Here is a 16,803-nt window from a genome sequence, read left to right as displayed (position 1 = left end):
CGACGAGGCCGCGCATGTCCCTACGCCTTTTTCTTCTGCCCCTGCTGTTGCTGCTCGGCGGCACCGTCCAGGCCGGCCCCGCCGCCGAGCTGGCCGCCGCCAGCGCCAACGACCAGGCCAGACTCCTGCAGGCCTGGGCCGCCGCGCCTGATCCCGCGCAACTCCCGGTCCTCCAGGCGCTGCAGGACGGCCGCTTCTATGTCGATGAAGACAAGCGCCCCTTCTACAGGAGCGGCGACAGCTACAGCGCCGCCGAAGGCGACGCCACCCCCCCCACCGGCACACCCAAGCCGGTACGCCTGAACAACCGCCTGCGCATCCTCATCGGCGCCGCCCAGGCCAGCGGCGGGCTGCTGTCCGCGGAGGCCAGCGTGCGCCTGGCCGCCGTCCAGGCCCTACGCCAGGAGGCCAAGCCCGAACAGCGCCCTTTTCTGGAAAAACGCCTGCAGAGCGAAGCCGACAAGGAGGTGAAGACCGCCCTCGCCGCCGCCCTCGCCAATCTGCAGCTGACCGATTCCGATCCCGCGGTGCGCCTGGCCGCGGTGCGGCTGCTCGGCGAATCCGGCGAGCCCCAGGCCAAGACCCGCCTGCAGGCCCTGCTCGATCCCGCGATGGAAGCCAACGAAGACGTCCGCAAGGCCGCCGCCACCGGCCTCGCCCAGGTGGAGCGCAAGCTGCTGCTGGGCGATCTGCTCGGCCAGGCCTTCACCGGCCTGTCGCTGGGCTCCATCCTGCTGCTGGCCGCCCTGGGCCTGGCCATCACCTATGGCCTGCTCGGCGTCATCAACATGGCCCACGGCGAGATGCTGATGCTCGGCGCCTACAGCACCTATGTGGTGCAGCTGACCCTGCAGCGCCTCGCCCCCGAATGGCTGGCCTGGTACCCGCTGCTAGCGTTGCCGGTGGCCTTCGCCGTCACCGCCGCCATCGGCATGGCGTTGGAGCGCACCGTGATCCGCCACCTCTACGGCCGCCCGCTGGAGACCCTGCTGGCCACCTGGGGCATCAGCCTGATGCTGATCCAGGCGGTGCGGGTGCTGTTCGGCGCCCAGAACGTCGAGGTGGCCAATCCGGCCTGGCTGTCCGGCGGCATCCAGGTGCTGCCCAACCTGCTCCTGCCGTGGAACCGGGTGATCATCCTTGGCTTCGTGGTCTTCGTGTTGATCCTGACCTGGACCCTGCTGAACAAGACCCGCCTGGGGCTGAACGTGCGCGCCGTGACCCAGAATCGCAACATGGCCGCCTGCTGCGGCGTCCCCACCGGGCGCATCGACATGCTCGCCTTCGGCCTCGGCTCCGGCATCGCCGGCCTCGGTGGCGTGGCCCTGTCGCAGATCGGCAACGTCGGCCCGGACCTCGGCCAGAGCTACATCATCGATTCGTTCCTGGTGGTGGTGCTCGGCGGCGTCGGCCAACTGGCCGGCAGCGTGCTGGCGGCCTTCGGCCTGGGCATCGTCAACAAGATCCTCGAACCCCAGATCGGCGCCGTGCTGGGCAAGATCCTCATCCTCGGCCTGATCATCCTGTTCATCCAGAAGCGGCCCCAGGGCCTGTTCGCCCTCAAGGGGAGGGTCATCGATTGAACCAGCCACTCGCGCTTACCGCCGTGCAGAAGGCCGGCCCGCGCCTGAGCCTGGCCGTGCTCGGCCTGGCCCTGGCCGTGCTGATCGCCCTGCCACTGCTGTCCCTGCTCCCGGCCGACAATCCCTTCCAGGTCTCGGCCTACACCCTCACCCTGGTGGGCAAGATCCTCTGCTACGCCATCGTCGCCCTGGCGCTGGACCTGGTTTGGGGCTATGCCGGGATGCTCTCCCTGGGCCACGGGCTGTTCTTCGCCCTGGGTGGCTACGCCATGGGCATGTACCTGATGCGGCAGGCCGCCGGTGCCGGTCTGCCGCCCTTCATGAGCTTTCTTTCCTGGAACAGCTATCCCTGGTTCTGGGCCGGCACCGACCACTTCCTCTGGGCGCTGTGCCTGGCGGTGCTGGCCCCCGGCCTGCTGGCCCTGGCGTTCGGCTTCTTCGCCTTCCGCTCGAAGATCAAGGGCGTCTACTTCTCGATCATGACCCAGGCGCTGACCTTCGCCGGCATGCTGCTGTTCTTTCGCAACGAGACCGGCTTCGGCGGCAACAACGGCTTCACCGGCTTCACCACCCTGCTGGGCTTCCCGGTGGCCGCCCAGGGCACCCGCGCGGTGCTCTTCCTGCTCACCGTGGCCCTGCTGGTGGCCAGTCTCTGGCTGGGCTGGCGCCTGGCACAGAGCAAGTTAGGCCGCATCCTCACGGCGATCCGTGACGCCGAGAACCGGGTGACCTTCTGCGGCTACGATCCGCGCGGCTTCAAGCTGTTCGTCTGGGTGCTCTCGGCGGTGCTCTGCGGCCTGGCCGGGGCCCTCTATGTGCCCCAGGTGGGCATCATCAATCCCAGCGAGATGGCCCCGACCAACTCCATCGAGGCCGCCATCTGGGTCGCCCTCGGCGGCCGCGGCAGCCTCATCGGTCCGGTGCTCGGCGCCGGCATCGTCAACGGCGCCAAGAGCTGGTTCACCGTGGCCTTTCCCGAATACTGGCTGTTCTTTCTCGGCGCCCTGTTCATCGTCGTGACCCTCTATCTGCCGCGTGGCGTGATCGGCCTCATCAAGAAGGAGCGCGACGCATGAAAGCCGCCCCCATTCCCCCCACCGCCGCGGAAGTGCTCGATCCCGGCATCGGCGCCGAGGCCAGCGGCCTCGGCCATCGCGCCGGCACGGGCCTGGACACTCGCCACGGCACCATCCTCAGCCTGGAAGGCATCGAGGTCAGCTTCGACGGCTTCAAGGCCCTGCGCGAACTCAATCTCTACATCGGCGTCGGCGAATTGCGCTGCATCATCGGCCCCAACGGCGCCGGCAAGACCACCATGATGGACGTCATCACCGGCAAGACCCGCCCCGACCGCGGCAGCGCCTGGTTCGGCGAGACCCTGGACCTGACCCGCCTGCAACCGGTGGAGATCGCCCAGGCCGGCATCGGTCGCAAGTTCCAGAAGCCCACGGTGTTCGAGGCCCTGACCGTCTGGGAAAACCTGGAGCTGGCGCAGCGGACCGACAAGTCGGTCTGGGCCAGCCTGGGCGCGCGGCTCTCCGGCGAACAGCGCGATCGCCTGGAGGAGGTGCTCGGCACCATCCGCCTGCAGGAATCCCGCGGGCGCACCGCCGGGCTGCTCTCCCACGGCCAGAAGCAATTCCTCGAGATCGGCATGCTGCTGGTGCAGGAGCCGCAGCTGCTGCTGCTCGACGAACCCGTGGCCGGCATGACCGACGCCGAGACCGAATTCACCGCCGAGCTGTTCAAGTCGCTGGTGCCCCGGCACTCGCTGATGGTGGTGGAACACGACATGGGCTTCGTCGGCAGCATCGCCGACCACGTCACCGTGCTGCACCAGGGCCACGTCCTCGCCGAAGGCTCGCTGGACCAGGTCCAGGCCAACGACCAGGTGATCGAGGTGTACCTGGGGCGCTAGTGCGCGGTCGCGCCCCTGCCCGTAGGTTGGGTCGAGACGGCTCCATCGTCGAAGCCCAACACCGATACGGACCGGGAGCGTTGTGCTTCGCTGCGCTCAACCAACCTACGTCGGCAGGCCACGCGGCCTGCCAGAGACCAGACAACCGGCCGAGGCCCCCATGCTCCAGGTCAACGAACTCCATCAGTACTACGGCGGCAGCCACATCCTGCGTGGCCTGTCCTTCGACGCACCTATTGGCGAGGTCACCAGCCTGCTCGGCCGCAACGGCGTCGGCAAGACCACCCTGCTGCGCTGCCTCATGGGCCTGATCCCGGCCAAGCGCGGCAGCGTCACCTGGGAAGGCCAGGACATCACCGCCCGCAAGCCGCACCAGCGGGTGCAGTCCGGCATCGCCTACGTGCCCCAGGGCCGCGAGATCTTTCCGCGCCTCACCGTCGAGGAAAATCTGCTCATGGGCCTGTCGCGCTTTCCCGCCCGGGAAGCCCGCGAGGTGCCCGAGTCCATCTACGAACTCTTCCCCGTGCTGCGGCAGATGCGCCAGCGTCGCGGTGGCGATCTCTCCGGCGGCCAGCAGCAGCAACTGGCCATCGGCCGCGCCCTGGCCAGTCGCCCGCGCCTGCTGATCCTCGACGAACCCACCGAGGGCATCCAGCCCTCGGTGATCAAGGAGATCGGCACCGTCATCGCCCACCTGGCCAAGCGTGGCGACATGGCCATCCTGCTGGTGGAACAGTTCTACGACTTCGCCAGCGAACTGGCCGACGGCTACCTGGTGATGTCCCGTGGCGAGATCGTCCAGCGCGGCCGCGGGGTCGACATGGAGGCGGAGGGAGTACGGGGACTGGTAGCGATCTAGCGGGCCAAGGTCGATAATCGAACGCTTCCGCAGCCTGCCCTGCCACCCGCCCGCCCGACTCGATTGACGGGATTAACCGGCTGGTACATTTTCTCTCCAGTGCCGGGCAGCGCCTGCTCGGCAAGACAACAAGAGAGAAGGCTGTCATGTCCTCCCGTCGCATCCTGGTCCTCAACGGACCCAACCTCAATCTGCTCGGCACCCGCGAGCCCGCCACCTACGGCCACGAGACCCTGGCCGACGTCGCCCGGCTGTGTGCCGAGACCGCCGCCGCCGAGGGTTACGAGGTGGATTTCCGCCAGACCAATCACGAAGGCGAACTGCTCGACTGGATCCACGCGGCCCGCGGCGCCTATGCCGGGGTGGTGATCAATCCCGCCGCCTGGACCCACACCTCGGTGGCCTTGCGCGACGCCCTGGTGGCCAGCGAGCTGCCGGTCTACGAGGTGCACCTGTCCAACGTGCATCGCCGCGAAGCCTTCCGTCATCATTCCTATGTCTCGGGCATCGCCGTCGGCGTCATCTGCGGCCTCGGCAGCCAGGGATATCGCGCCGCCATCGCTGCCCTCATCGCCCACCAGGGAAACTAACGCCATGACCGCACCCAAATCCGTCCTCGCCGGCCTCATCGGCGCCGGCATCCAGGCCTCGCTGACGCCCGCCATGCACGAGCGCGAAGGCGATGCCCAGGGCCTCAGATACCTCTACCGCCTGATCGACCTGGACGCCCTCGGCCTCGGTGCCGATGCCCTGCCCGAGCTGCTGCAGGCCGCCCAGCGCACCGGCTTCACCGGTCTCAACATCACCTTTCCCTGCAAGCAGGCGATCATCCCCCTGCTCGACGACCTCTCCCCCGAGGCGCGCGGCATCGGCGCGGTGAATACCGTGGTGCTGGCCGACGGCCGCACCGTGGGCCACAACACCGACTGCCTGGGCTTCGCCGAGGGCTTTCGCCGCGGCCTGCCGGACGTGGCCAAGCGCCTGGTGGTGCAACTGGGCGCCGGCGGTGCCGGCAGCGCCGTGGCCCATGCCCTGCTCGCCGAGGGCGTCGACCAGCTGTTGATCTTCGACGTCGAGGCCGAACGCGCCCAGGCGCTGGTGGACAACCTCACCCGCCACTTCGGCCCCGGGCGCGCCGCGGTCGGCACCGACCGGGCCGCCGCGGTCGCCGCCGCCGATGGCCTGGTCAACACCTCGCCGGTGGGCATGGCCAAGCTCCCCGGTATGCCACTGCCGGCCGAGCTGCTGCACCCCGGCCTGTGGGTCGCCGAGATCATCTACTTCCCGCTGGAAACCGAACTGCTGCGCCAGGCCCGCGCCCTCGGCTGCCGCACCCTGGATGGCGGCACCATGGCCGTGTTCCAGGCGGTCAAGGCCTTCGAACTCTTCAGCGGCCGCAGCGCCGACGCCGAACGCATGCAGGCCCACTTCGCCGAGTTGCGCGGGTAACCTCGGTCGCTGCGCTCCACCCAACCTACGCCAGGCTCCCGTAGGTTGGATTGAGACAGCTCCTCCCTCGAAGCCCAACAACCCCGCGCCGGACCTACCGCCCATGAAAAAGGGGAGGCCTCGGCCTCCCCTTTTCGCATGCGCTCGCCTCAGCGCGGCATGTTCGGCTGGCGTCGCGACTTCTTGCGTGGACCGCCCTTGGCGTAGCCGGCGGCCTGGCCTTCCTGCCCCTTGTCCCAGGCCTTGCCGCCATCGCTGGCGCGGGGCGGCAGGCCGGTGTGCTGGGTGAGGACGCGCCCGCCGCCGGTGCCGGCCTTCTTGCTGCCCACCGGGGTGGAATTCTTGCGCCGCGCGCTCTGGTAGCCGGCGTCGCCCACCGGCTGGGTGGCCGGGATCAACTGGTGCTTGCCCGGACCGATCAGGTCGGCGCGCCCCATCTCCTTGAGCGCCTCGCGCAGCATCGGCCATCCCTTGGGATCGTGGTAGCGCAGGAAGGCCTTGTGCAGGCGGCGCTGCTGGTCGCTCTTGACGATGGTCACGCCGTCGCTCTTGTAGGTGACCTTGCGCAGTGGATTCTTGCCGGAGTGGTACATGGCCGTGGCGGTGGCCATCGGCGAGGGATAGAAGGCCTGCACCTGATCCGCACGGAAGCCGTTGCGCTTGAGCCAGAGGGCGAGGTTCATCATGTCCTCGTCCGTGGTGCCCGGGTGCGCGGCGATGAAGTAGGGGATCAGGTACTGCTCCTTGCCCGCCTCCTTGGTGTACTTCTCGAACATCTGCTTGAAGCGGTCATAGCTGCCGATGCCGGGCTTCATCATCTTGTCCAGCGGACCGCGCTCGGTATGCTCGGGCGCGATCTTCAGGTAGCCGCCGACATGGTGGGTGACCAGTTCCTTGACGTACTCGGGCGACTCCACGGCCAGGTCGTATCTCAGCCCCGAGGCGATCAGGATCTTCTTCACCCCCGGCAGCGCCCGCGCCTTGCGGTACAGCTCGATCAGCGAGGAGTGATCGGTATTGAGGTTCTCGCAGATACCGGGGAACACGCACGACGGCTTGCGGCAGTGGCGCTCGATCTCCGGGTCCTTGCAGGCGATGCGGTACATGTTGGCGGTCGGCCCGCCGAGGTCCGAGACCACGCCGGTGAAGCCCGGCACCTTGTCGCGCATCTCCTCGATCTCGCGGATGATCGAGTCATGGGAGCGATTCTGGATGATCCGGCCTTCGTGCTCGGTGATGGAGCAGAAGGTGCAGCCACCGAAGCAGCCGCGCATGATGTTCACCGAGAAACGGATCATCTCGTAGGCCGGGATCCTTTCCTTGCCATAGGCCGGGTGCGGCACGCGCGCATAGGGCATGCCGAACACATAGTCCATTTCCTCGGTGGTCATGGGGATGGGCGGCGGCGTGAACCAGACGTCCACGTCACCATGCCGCTGCACCAGCGCACGGGCATTACCCGGGTTGGTTTCCAGGTGCAGCACGCGGTTGGCGTGGGCATAGAGCACCGGGTCGTTGCGCACCTTCTCGAAGGACGGCAGGCGGATCACCGTCTTGTCGCGGGTCATGCGCGGGCTTGCCAGCAGCTGCACCACCTTGGCTTCGTTGGGATCCTCGACCTCGCCCTTGGCCTGCTCGATGGCACAGGCCTCGGTGTCCTGCGTGTTCACGTAGGGATTGATGATCTTGTCGACGCGACCGGGACGATCGATGCGGGTCGAGTCGACCTCGAACCAGCCCTCGGGCGTGTCCCGGCGGATGAAGGCGGTGCCGCGTACGTCGGTGATGGCCTCGACGCGCTCGCCACGGGACAGCCGCTGGGCGATCTCGACCACCGCCCGCTCGGCGTTGCCGTACAGCAGGATGTCGGCGGTGGCGTCCATCAGGATCGAGCGGCGGACCTTGTCCTGCCAGTAGTCGTAGTGGGCGATCCGGCGCAGCGAGGCCTCGATGCCACCGAGCACGATCGGCACGTGGCTGTAGGCCTCCTTGCAGCGCTGGCTGTAGACCAGGCTGGCGCGATCCGGCCGCTTGCCGGCGACGTTGCCCGGGGTATAGGCATCGTCGGAGCGGACCTTCTTGTCCGCGGTGTAGCGGTTGATCATCGAGTCCATGTTGCCCGCGGCCACGCCGAAGAACAGATTCGGCTCGCCGAGCTTCATGAAGTCGTCCTTAGAATGCCAGTCCGGCTGGGCGATGATGCCCACGCGGAAGCCCTGGGCTTCCAGCAGCCGGCCGATGATGGCCATGCCAAAGGACGGGTGATCGACGTAGGCGTCCCCGGTGACGATGATGATGTCGCAGCTGTCCCAGCCGAGTTGCTCCATCTCCGCCCGACTCATGGGCAGGAAGGGTGCAGGACCAAAGCACTCGGCCCAGTATTTCGGATAGTCGAACAGCGGCGTGGCGGCTTGCATGGCAGCTTCCGGGAAAGGGGTGTTTTCAGGAGGGCGCGAAGAATAGCACAAAAAATGACCAGTTCAGCCCCCGGACATCGATTGCCTTTGGCTATCGACGGTAGCTCGGCCCGGCCCTCACCCCGGGGAGCGAGGGCAAGAGCAACCCCGCGCACCGGCTCTTCCCCCTCCCTCCGGGAGGGCGCCGGGGTGAGGGCATGGCTCTCCCCAAGACCAGGCCCCTGGCGACAGGAGTGCTACCATAGCCGCCCGCTCCCCTCACCACCGAGACACCCCCGTCCATGTCCCAGCCCCAACCCGCCGCCGGCCAGTTGCAGCGCGGCCTGAAGAATCGTCATATCCAGCTGATCGCCCTCGGCGGGGCCATCGGCACCGGTCTGTTCCTCGGCTCGGCCGGGGTACTCAAGTCGGCCGGTCCGGCGATGATCCTTGGCTATGCCATCGCCGGCTTCATCGCCTTCCTGATCATGCGCCAGCTTGGCGAGATGATCGTCGAGGAACCCGTGGCCGGCTCCTTCAGCCACTTCGCCAGCCGCTACTGGGGCCGTTTCCCGGGCTTTCTCTCCGGCTGGAACTACTGGGTGCTCTATGTGCTGGTGGGCATGTCGGAGCTCACCGCGGTGGGCAAGTACGTGCAGTACTGGTGGCCCGAGGTACCGACCTGGGCCAGCGCCCTGGTGTTCTTCGTGCTGGTCAACATGATCAACCTGTTCAATGTGAAGGCGTTCGGCGAGACCGAGTTCTGGTTCGCGCTGATCAAGGTGGTGGCCATCCTCGGCATGATGGCCTTCGGGCTCTGGCTGCTGGTCAGCGGCAGCGGCGGCCCCGAAGCCTCGGTGAGCAATCTGTGGAACCATGGCGGCTTCCTGCCCAACGGCTGGAGCGGCCTGTTCGCGGTGCTGGCGATCATCATGTTTTCCTTTGGCGGCCTGGAGCTGGTGGGCATCACCGCCGCCGAAGCCGACCAGCCGCGCACCGTGATCCCCAAGGCCATCAACCAGGTGGTCTGGCGCATCCTGATCTTCTATGTCGGCGCCCTGACCATCCTCCTTTCGCTGCATCCCTGGGACGAACTGGTAAGCAGCATCGGCGCCGGCGGCGACGACTACGCCGGCAGCCCCTTCGTGCAGACCTTCGCCCTGCTCGGCAGCGACACCGCCGCCCACCTGCTCAACTTCGTGGTGCTGACCGCGGCGCTGTCGGTCTACAACAGCGGCGTCTACTGCACCAGCCGCATGCTCTACGGCCTGGCCGAACAGGGCGATGCCCCGCGCGCCCTGCTGCGCACCACGCGCCGCGGCGTGCCGCTGCTGGGCATCGCCGTGTCCTCGGCGGTGACCCTGCTCTGCGTGCTGGTCAATTATCTGCTGCCGCAGAATGCCCTGGAGCTGCTGATGTCGCTGGTGGTGGCCTCGCTGGTGATCGCCTGGGCGCTGATCAGCCTGACCCACCTGAAATTCCGCGCTGCCCAGCGCCAGGCCGGGCGCACCTCGCACTTCCCGGCGTTCTGGTCGCCCTTCGCCAACTGGCTGTGTCTGGCCTTCGTCGGCATGATTCTGGTGCTGATGCTGCGCATCCCCGGCATCGCCGTCTCGGTCTACGCCATCCCGGTCTGGCTGGCCTTCCTGTTCCTCTGCTACAGGCTGCGCCGCGTCTGATCATCCTCGCACCCATAGCTTGGGCTGAGCGCAGCGAAGCCCAACACCTGGGGCAGGCACCGTTCGTTGGGCGTCGACGACGGAGCCGTCTCAGCCCGACCTACTTCGCTACTCGAACGGCACCCAGGGCCGCTGTGGCTTCATGATGATGCAACCGTCCTCGCCCACCGCCCAGATGTCGTAGAAGCGGTTGTCCACCAGTCGCGTGGCGGCGCCCGGCACGGCCACCCGCTGGCTGCAGCTGTCGCTGTCGGCATCGTCGATCACCCCCAGGTCCAGCAGGCGCTCGGCGATCATGAAGTTGCCCGGCGACAGTCCGAGGATGAAGGGCAACACCGGCACCTGCTCGAAGGTCTTCTGCGCCAGCGGCAGCCAGGCCACCTCCAGCGGACCGCCGGTCCAGAGCATCCGCTTGAGCGGCCGCAGCTCCGGGCGACTGCTGAGGTCGTGGTGCAGCTCCTGGACGAAACCGCGCTCGAAGGTCTTCTGCGCCGAGAGCACCTGGCCATAGGCATAGGCCAGCGACAGCATCCACAGCAGCGGCAGCACCAGCAGCCAGGTCAGCCGTGGCTGGAATCGTTCCAGCAGGTCATGGACCAGCAGCAGCGCCAGGGTCAGGACGACCGCCAGCCCCATCAGGGTGCGGGCCTCGAGGATGAAATCGCTGAACAGCAAGGTGATGCCGGCCACGCCGGCGGCCAGCACCGGCAGGGTCGCACCGTACAGCAGCAGGGGCAGCAGCGCCCGTCGGCCATAGGCGCGGGCATAGGTCAGGGCCCCCAGGCCGTAGCCGATCGCGGCCAGCCCACCGAACAGCCACCACAGCCACAGATTGCCCGGAGTGACCAGCAGGCCGACGCTGTGCAGCACCTCGCCCAGCCGGTGCCAGAGCTCGGGCAACACCTGACCGCCCACGCCGGCGTGCCGGGTGGTAGCCATCAGCTGGTAGGCGGTGAGGAAGTAGAGGGCGCAACCCAGGAGCAGCTGCAGCCCCTGACGCAGCACCAGCCGCAGGGCCTGCTCCGGCGCCTCGCGTCGCTGCACCGCACGGATCAATTCCAGGCAACAGAGGCCGACGAAGACATTGAGCGCCACTTGGTAGAAGGCAATGGCCGCCGCCAGCAGCGCCGCCGGCACCAGCAGCGCCAGCGCGGTATGGCGACTGCGATAGATCGCCGCATAGATCACCGCCACCAGGCTCAGGGCCATGGTGGGGCCATCGTACTGGTAGGTCAGGTTGCCCAGCCAGAAGGGCGAGAACCACAGTGGCAGGAGCGCCAGGCACTGGGTCGGCCGCGGCGCGCCGAAGCAGTGGCGGGCCAGGTCGGTCAGGGCCCAGGCGGCTGCGGCGCAGGCGATCAGCAGCGGCAGGGGAAAGAGATTGAGGGTGCTGCCGCTGAAGGTCAGCAGCCGGTAGAACACCTCGGTGAGCACCCGCCCCTGCTGCCGCCACTCCGGGCCGTTCTCCAGCTGAATACGCCAGTTGTCATCGACGTAAGGGAAGTCGACCAGGATGAAGGGCAGGACGAACAGCAGCAGCGCGGAAAAGAACAGCGCCCGGGTCTGCACCGGGGTGAGCGTCTGGGGCATGGTGGCGGATCCGGATCCGGCTTCGACGGGAGACGCAGCCGCCACCACCCGAAGCGATAGCGGCGCCGGCTGCGCGGGGGTCAGTCCTGCAGGGCCAGCTGGCAGATCCGCTCGCAGAGTTCGTCGAAGTCGATGCCCATGGCCGCCGCCGATTGCGGCAGCAGGCTGGTGGCGGTCATCCCCGGCAGGGTGTTGACCTCCAGGCACCAGAGCCGCCCTTCTGCGTCCAGGCGGAAGTCGGCACGGCTGTAGCCGTCGAGCTTGAGCGCCCGATGCGCGGCCAGGGCTAGGCGGCGCGCTTCCTCGGCGATCTCGGGCGAGACCTCGGCCGGAAACACTTCCACCGCACCCTTGGGCTGGTACTTGCTGGTGTAGTCGAACACCCCGCTCTGGCCGAGGACGATCTCGCCCACCGCCAGCGGCTGGTCGCCCAGCACGCCGACGGTCAGCTCGCGACCGGCGACGAAGCGCTCGATCATCACCTCGCGGTCATAGCGCAGCGCCAGCTCGATGGCCGGTTGCAGGTCTTCGGCGCGGCTGACCTTGCTCAGGCCCACGGTGGAGCCCTGCTGGCTGGGTTTGACGATCACCGGAAAGCCCAGGGTCGCGGCCACGGTCGCGGCAGCCACCGGCGCCATCAGCCAGTCGGCGGTGGGTACCGCGGCGGCACGGAACAGCCGCTTGCTGAGATCCTTGTCCATGGCCACGGCACTGCCCACCCGGCCACTGCCGGTGTAGCGCAATTCGGCCAGGTCGAGCAGGGTCTGCAGGGTGCCGTTCTCCCCGGTGCCGCCGTGCAGGGCGAGGAACAGCAGATCCTGGTCGCCCAACTGGGCACGGCTGAGCACCGCACCGGCATCCTGGCCGCGCATCCGCACCAGGGCGGTCCGCTCCGGCGGTTCGAGCCCGACCCGGGCTTCCAGCAGCGCGCGCTCGGCATCCTCGTCGAGCAGGCCCAGGGCGGTGTCCACGGTCACCACCTGGTGCCCGCGCCGGCGCAGGGCCGCCACCACCTGGGCACCGCTGGCGATGGACACGTCGCGTTCTTCGCTGGTGCCGCCGAGCAGGACCGCGATCTTCAGCTTGTCCTTGACCATCATTCGTCCTCGAAAACGTAGCTGCCGGGCGCGAGATTCTCGAACCGGGTGTATTTGCCGATGAAGGCCAGCCGCGTGGTACCGATCGGACCGTTACGCTGCTTGCCGATGATGATTTCCGCCACGCCCTTGTATTCGGTCTCCGGGTGATACACCTCGTCCCGGTAGACGAACATGATGACGTCGGCGTCCTGCTCGATGGCGCCCGATTCCCGCAGGTCGGAGTTCACCGGGCGCTTGTTCGGCCGCTGTTCCAGCGAGCGGTTGAGCTGGGAGAGCGCCACCACCGGACAATTGAATTCCTTGGCCAACCCCTTGAGCGAGCGCGAGATCTCGGAGATCTCGGCGGTCCGGTTCTCACCGCTGCTGCCGCCGATCTGCATCAGCTGCAGGTAGTCCACCATGATCAGCGCCAAATCGCCGTGCTCACGCACCAGGCGCCGGGTGCGGGCGCGCATTTCCGAAGGACTGATGCCGGCGGTATCGTCGATGAACAGCTTGCGGTCGTTGAGCAGGTTGACCGCCGAGGTCAGCCGCGGCCAGTCGTCGTCGTCCAGCTTGCCGGAACGCACCTTGGTCTGGTCGATGCGGCCGAGGGACGAGAGCATCCGCAGCACGATGGAGTCGGCGGGCATCTCCAGGGAGAACACCAGGACCGCCTTGTCGGTGCGCAGCACCGCGTTCTCCACCAGGTTCATGGCGAAGGTGGTCTTGCCCATCGACGGGCGACCCGCGACGATGATCAGGTCCGCCGGCTGCAGGCCGCTGGTCTTTTCGTCCAGGTCGGCGAAACCGGTGGAGACCCCGGTGATGGCTTCGCTGGAGTTGAACAGGGTGTCGATGCGGTCGATGGCCTTGGTCAGGATGTCGTTGACCCCGACCGGACCACCGGACTTCGGGCGGGCCTCGGCGATCTCGAAGATCTTGCGCTCGGCTTCGTCGAGCAGCTCGTTGGCGCCGCGGCCTTCCGGGTTGTAGGCACTGTCGGCGATGGCGGCGCTGATGCCGATCAACTGCCGCAGGGTGGCCCGCTCGCGCACGATCTGCGCATAGGCCTTGATGTTGGCCACCGAGGGGGTGTTCCTGGCCAGCTCGGCCAGATAGGCCAGGCCGCCCACCTGCGGCAGCTGGCCTTCATTGTCCAGCTGTTCGGACAGGGTCACCACGTCGAACGGCTGGTTGCGTTCGGCCAGACGGGCCACCGCGCGGAAGATGAGTCTGTGGTCGTGGCGATAGAAGTCGCCATCGGACACCTGATCGAGCACGCGCTCCCAGGCGTTGTTGTCCAGCATCAGACCACCCAGCACGGCCTGCTCGGCCTCGATGGAGTGCGGCGGGACCTTGAGGGCAGCGGTCTGCAGATCGTACTGCTCGGGCAGGGAAATCTCGTTCATGCGGAGGTCTTGGGCCCCCATTGCGGGCGGCGAAATGATATTTCGGACGGCAGAAAAGACAAAGGGCACGTCACTGCCTTGGCAATGACGTGCCCGATTGTCGACAGACCGGCGCCGGGGCGCAAGTCCGCCAGTCAGGCGACGGCGCGCTTATTCAGCGACGACGACGATCTTGACGGTAGCTTCGACGTCGGTGTGCAGGTGCACTTCGACATCGTATTCGCCAATGCTGCGCAGCGCGCCGTTGGGCAGGCGAACTTCGCTCTTGTCCAGCTCGACGCCGGCGGCGCTGACGGCTTCGGCGATGTCGCGGGTGCCGATGGAACCGAACAGCTTGCCTTCGTCGCCGGAGTTGGCGGCGATTGTTACGGTCAGGTCAGCCAGCTTGGCAGCACGGGCATCAGCCTCGGACTTCTTCTCGGCAGCCTGCTTCTCGAGCTCGGCGCGACGAGCTTCGAAAGCCTCGACGTTGGCAGCGGTGGCTGCGGTGGCCTTGCCCTGCGGCAGCAGGAAGTTACGGGCGTAGCCGCCTTTGACGTTCACTTTGTCGCCCAGGTTGCCCAGGTTGGCGATCTTTTCCAGCAGGATGACATCCATTGAGTCTTTCCTCTTAACTTTTAACCTTCACCGTCCGCGGGCCCCTGCGGCTCTTGCGCAGACCGCCCACGGAAATCGAACACGCTATCGATCACAGCCAGAATCACCAACAACGGATAGATCAGCTGCCCGAACAGCAGCAGCGTCACGTACAGCCCCACCAGCCAGAATCCTGCCAGGCGCTTGACCGCCACCAGCCCGTGCAGCAGGGCGATGCCGGCAAAGGCCAGCGGCACGCTGCACAGCGGGGTCAGCAAGCCAAGCCCGCTGCCCAGGTTCGGCGCCAGCACCAGCAGGGCCAGAAGGCCGAGCGCGATGGCCGGACGCAGACGCAGGACGCGAAATTCGCGACCGAACCCCTGGGGGTTGTACAGCGCCGCCTGCCAGTAGCGCCCGAGCATCAGGCACAGCAGGCAGGTGATCTGGAAGAACGCCGCCATCAGGCCGGTCAGCACGGGCAGCAGCAACTGCTGCAACTGCGCCTGCTTTTCCGGCGGCAACTGCGCCGCGCTCGGGCCCAACACCTGGGGCAGCAACCGGCGGATTTCCTCCGCCAGTTGCGCGATGCCCTCGGCATAGACCTGCCCCAGCACCAGGGCGAAAACCAACCCCAGCGGGACACTGGCCAACAACACCCGTGTCCAGGACAGGCTCTGGCGCAAAATGGCCGCCAGTAGCGTCGAACCCAGCAACACCAGCACGATGCTGGCATCACCCAGATACAGCCAGAACAGCGCCGGCAGCAGGGCCCAGACCAGCACCCCGGCCGCCGCGGCAGGTCCCCGGCGCAACAGCACCAGGCTGCCACCGGCAGCGGTCATCCAGTACAGCAGCGGCACGACTGCACCCAGTACCACCACGAGGGTGGCTTGAGTACGGCCGCGCATGATGAACTCAGCCAGAGGCCGCATGCCGTGTTTATCCGTTATTCGTGATCAGGCGTCGATCAACGACCGTGGCTGTCGGTGTAGGGCAGCAGGGCCAGGTAACGGGCACGCTTGATGGCGGCGCCCAGCTGACGCTGGTACTTGGCCTTGGTGCCAGTGATACGGCTCGGGACGATCTTGCCGGTTTCGGAGACGTAGGCCTTCAGGGTGTTGAGATCCTTGTAGTCGATCTCTTTCACGCCTTCGGCGGTGAAACGGCAGAACTTACGACGACGGAAGAAACGTGCCATGACAATGATTCCTCGCTAGATCCAGATTACTCGGCGCTGTCGGCGTCGTCGGAGTTGCCTTCGGCGGACTCGGACTCGGACTCGGCAGGACGCTCGCGACGCTCGCGACGCTCGTTGCGGTTTTCTTCGGCCTTGAGCATCTCGGATTGACCGGTGACGGCCTCGTCACGGCGCAGGATCATGTTGCGGATCACGGCGTCGTTGTAGCGGAAGTTGTCTTCCAGCTCGGCCAGGGCCTTGGCGCTGCACTCGATGTTCATGAGTACATAGTGAGCCTTGTGAACGTTGTCGATGGCGTAAGCCAGCTGACGACGGCCCCAGTCTTCCAGGCGATGGACTTTGCCACCGTCTTCTTCGATAGCCTTGGTGTAGCGCTCGACCATGCCGCCCACCTGTTCGCTCTGGTCCGGATGAACCAGGAACACGACTTCGTAATGACGCATTTAATGCTCCTTACGGGTTGCAGCCTGCCGCGGAAACGCGGTCAGACAAGGAGTGAATAGTTCGGATGACTTGCCCTGCGGAATGCGGACGCACTCCGGGCAAGGGGCGACATTCTAGAGAAGGGCGCCGGAGGGCGCAACCGCAGGCATGTCCGGCGCGACCGCCGGACAACCACGGGCACTCAGCGTTGCACGTCGGCCAGGGCCTGGCGGATCTTGTTCAGGTCATAGGGCTTGATCAGCACCCCGACCCGCGCCTCCATGCCCGGCTCTCGCTCGAAGGCATAACCCGAGGCGACGACGATGCGCAGCGTCGGATCCATCGCCAGGGCGCGCCGGGTCAACTCGATGCCGGACATGCCACCCAGTCCGATATCGGTGAACAGCACATCGTGTTCGCGCTGCGGCAGCAACTCCAGGGCAGCCTCTGCCGAGGCGACAGCCGTGACCTGATGGTCCAGCTCCTCGATGACTTCGGTGGTCAGCATGCGCAGCGTGGCATCGTCTTCGACGAGCAGCACTCGCAAGCCTACCGGCTCTTGGATCTCCTGACTCACGCGGGCATCCTCTTGTTGACAGGCCTCGCTCCGGGCATTCCCGGGGCGAGGCCGGTATTCTGCG

General features: G+C 67.0%; 16 protein-coding genes. 7 read left to right on the top strand and 9 right to left on the bottom strand.

The features are described from left to right. The first annotated feature begins 14 nt into the window (after positions 1-14). The 6 genes from urtB to RCF34_RS15930 all read left to right on the top strand — a co-directional run bounded on the left by urtB (position 15) and on the right by RCF34_RS15930 (position 5,809). Positions 15-1,583: an urea ABC transporter permease subunit UrtB gene (urtB, locus tag RCF34_RS15955; RefSeq protein WP_308709042.1), complete on the top strand. Its 1,569-nt coding sequence runs from the start codon at positions 15-17 to the stop codon at positions 1,581-1,583. Beyond that, positions 1,580-2,659, top strand: coding sequence for an urea ABC transporter permease subunit UrtC (urtC, locus tag RCF34_RS15950; protein ID WP_308709041.1), 1,080 nt, complete (start codon positions 1,580-1,582; stop codon positions 2,657-2,659). Before urtB ends, urtC begins: the two co-directional genes overlap by 4 nt. Beyond that, positions 2,656-3,501 carry an urea ABC transporter ATP-binding protein UrtD gene (urtD, locus tag RCF34_RS15945; RefSeq protein WP_308709040.1) on the top strand — a complete coding sequence of 282 codons (846 nt, stop codon included), beginning with the start codon at positions 2,656-2,658 and terminating at the stop codon, positions 3,499-3,501. The genes urtC and urtD overlap by 4 nt, the downstream gene beginning before the upstream one ends. A 160-nt stretch (positions 3,502-3,661) precedes the next feature. Then, positions 3,662-4,360, top strand: coding sequence for an urea ABC transporter ATP-binding subunit UrtE (urtE, locus tag RCF34_RS15940; RefSeq protein ID WP_282284537.1), 699 nt, complete (start codon positions 3,662-3,664; stop codon positions 4,358-4,360). 146 nt (positions 4,361-4,506) lie between these two features. After that, the gene (aroQ, locus tag RCF34_RS15935; protein ID WP_308709039.1) at positions 4,507-4,950 is read left to right on the top strand and encodes a type II 3-dehydroquinate dehydratase; all 444 of its coding nucleotides are present in this window, start codon (positions 4,507-4,509) and stop codon (positions 4,948-4,950) included. Positions 4,951-4,954: 4 nt separating this feature from the next. Further along, on the top strand, positions 4,955-5,809 hold the full coding sequence (locus RCF34_RS15930) for a shikimate dehydrogenase (RefSeq protein WP_308709038.1): 855 nt from the start codon (positions 4,955-4,957) through the stop codon (positions 5,807-5,809). A gap of 149 nt (positions 5,810-5,958) precedes the next feature. Here the strand turns inward: RCF34_RS15930 and RCF34_RS15925 are convergent, their stop codons facing one another. Next, positions 5,959-8,226, bottom strand: a complete 2,268-nt coding sequence (locus RCF34_RS15925; protein ID WP_308709037.1) for a YgiQ family radical SAM protein — start codon at positions 8,224-8,226, stop codon at positions 5,959-5,961. Between the two features lie 281 nt (positions 8,227-8,507). Between RCF34_RS15925 and RCF34_RS15920 the strand changes: the two genes are divergently transcribed. Beyond that, on the top strand, positions 8,508-9,884 hold the full coding sequence (locus RCF34_RS15920) for an amino acid permease (protein ID WP_308709036.1): 1,377 nt from the start codon (positions 8,508-8,510) through the stop codon (positions 9,882-9,884). Between the two features lie 108 nt (positions 9,885-9,992). Here RCF34_RS15920 and RCF34_RS15915 read toward each other — a convergent pair whose 3' ends face one another. The 8 genes from RCF34_RS15915 to RCF34_RS15880 all read right to left on the bottom strand — a co-directional run bounded on the left by RCF34_RS15915 (position 9,993) and on the right by RCF34_RS15880 (position 16,739). Further along, positions 9,993-11,474 (bottom strand): glucosyltransferase domain-containing protein, encoded by a 1,482-nt coding sequence (locus RCF34_RS15915; protein WP_308709035.1) that lies wholly within the window; start codon positions 11,472-11,474, stop codon positions 9,993-9,995. A gap of 80 nt (positions 11,475-11,554) precedes the next feature. Further along, a complete protein-coding gene (locus RCF34_RS15910) occupies positions 11,555-12,571 on the bottom strand; it encodes a D-alanine--D-alanine ligase (protein ID WP_308709034.1) in 1,017 nt (338 codons plus the stop codon). Beyond that, on the bottom strand, positions 12,571-13,965 hold the full coding sequence (dnaB, locus tag RCF34_RS15905) for a replicative DNA helicase (RefSeq protein ID WP_158896716.1): 1,395 nt from the start codon (positions 13,963-13,965) through the stop codon (positions 12,571-12,573). Before dnaB ends, RCF34_RS15910 begins: the two co-directional genes overlap by 1 nt. 150 nt (positions 13,966-14,115) lie before the next feature. Next, positions 14,116-14,562: a 50S ribosomal protein L9 gene (gene rplI / locus RCF34_RS15900; RefSeq protein ID WP_308709033.1), complete on the bottom strand. Its 447-nt coding sequence runs from the start codon at positions 14,560-14,562 to the stop codon at positions 14,116-14,118. 20 nt (positions 14,563-14,582) lie between these two features. Then, positions 14,583-15,473, bottom strand: a complete 891-nt coding sequence (locus RCF34_RS15895; RefSeq protein ID WP_308709032.1) for a hypothetical protein — start codon at positions 15,471-15,473, stop codon at positions 14,583-14,585. 35 nt (positions 15,474-15,508) lie between these two features. After that, on the bottom strand, positions 15,509-15,739 hold the full coding sequence (gene rpsR / locus RCF34_RS15890) for a 30S ribosomal protein S18 (RefSeq protein ID WP_059316384.1): 231 nt from the start codon (positions 15,737-15,739) through the stop codon (positions 15,509-15,511). Positions 15,740-15,765: 26 nt separating this feature from the next. After that, positions 15,766-16,182 (bottom strand): 30S ribosomal protein S6, encoded by a 417-nt coding sequence (rpsF, locus tag RCF34_RS15885; protein WP_007161146.1) that lies wholly within the window; start codon positions 16,180-16,182, stop codon positions 15,766-15,768. 182 nt (positions 16,183-16,364) lie between these two features. Then, a complete protein-coding gene (locus RCF34_RS15880) occupies positions 16,365-16,739 on the bottom strand; it encodes a response regulator (protein WP_007161147.1) in 375 nt (124 codons plus the stop codon). Positions 16,740-16,803 lie beyond the last annotated feature (64 nt).

The organism is Pseudomonas sp. 102515 (genome assembly GCF_031085165.1).
In the GTDB taxonomy this organism is placed as follows: Bacteria; Pseudomonadota; Gammaproteobacteria; order Pseudomonadales; family Pseudomonadaceae; genus Chryseomonas.
This window is presented reverse-complemented; position numbering and strand designations above follow the sequence as displayed.

Coding starts and splice junctions, on each gene's coding strand:
- urtB (WP_308709042.1), top strand. CDS start 15: ATGTCCCTACGCCTTTTTCTTCTGCCCCTGCTGTTGCTGCTCGGCGGC.
- urtD (WP_308709040.1), top strand. CDS start 2,656: ATGAAAGCCGCCCCCATTCCCCCCACCGCCGCGGAAGTGCTCGATCCC.
- urtE (WP_282284537.1), top strand. CDS start 3,662: ATGCTCCAGGTCAACGAACTCCATCAGTACTACGGCGGCAGCCACATC.
- aroQ (WP_308709039.1), top strand. CDS start 4,507: ATGTCCTCCCGTCGCATCCTGGTCCTCAACGGACCCAACCTCAATCTG.
- RCF34_RS15930 (WP_308709038.1), top strand. CDS start 4,955: ATGACCGCACCCAAATCCGTCCTCGCCGGCCTCATCGGCGCCGGCATC.
- RCF34_RS15925 (WP_308709037.1), bottom strand. CDS start 8,226: ATGCAAGCCGCCACGCCGCTGTTCGACTATCCGAAATACTGGGCCGAG.
- RCF34_RS15920 (WP_308709036.1), top strand. CDS start 8,508: ATGTCCCAGCCCCAACCCGCCGCCGGCCAGTTGCAGCGCGGCCTGAAG.
- RCF34_RS15915 (WP_308709035.1), bottom strand. CDS start 11,474: ATGCCCCAGACGCTCACCCCGGTGCAGACCCGGGCGCTGTTCTTTTCC.
- RCF34_RS15910 (WP_308709034.1), bottom strand. CDS start 12,571: ATGGTCAAGGACAAGCTGAAGATCGCGGTCCTGCTCGGCGGCACCAGC.
- dnaB (WP_158896716.1), bottom strand. CDS start 13,965: ATGAACGAGATTTCCCTGCCCGAGCAGTACGATCTGCAGACCGCTGCC.
- rplI (WP_308709033.1), bottom strand. CDS start 14,562: ATGGATGTCATCCTGCTGGAAAAGATCGCCAACCTGGGCAACCTGGGC.
- RCF34_RS15895 (WP_308709032.1), bottom strand. CDS start 15,473: ATGCGGCCTCTGGCTGAGTTCATCATGCGCGGCCGTACTCAAGCCACC.
- rpsR (WP_059316384.1), bottom strand. CDS start 15,739: ATGGCACGTTTCTTCCGTCGTCGTAAGTTCTGCCGTTTCACCGCCGAA.
- rpsF (WP_007161146.1), bottom strand. CDS start 16,182: ATGCGTCATTACGAAGTCGTGTTCCTGGTTCATCCGGACCAGAGCGAA.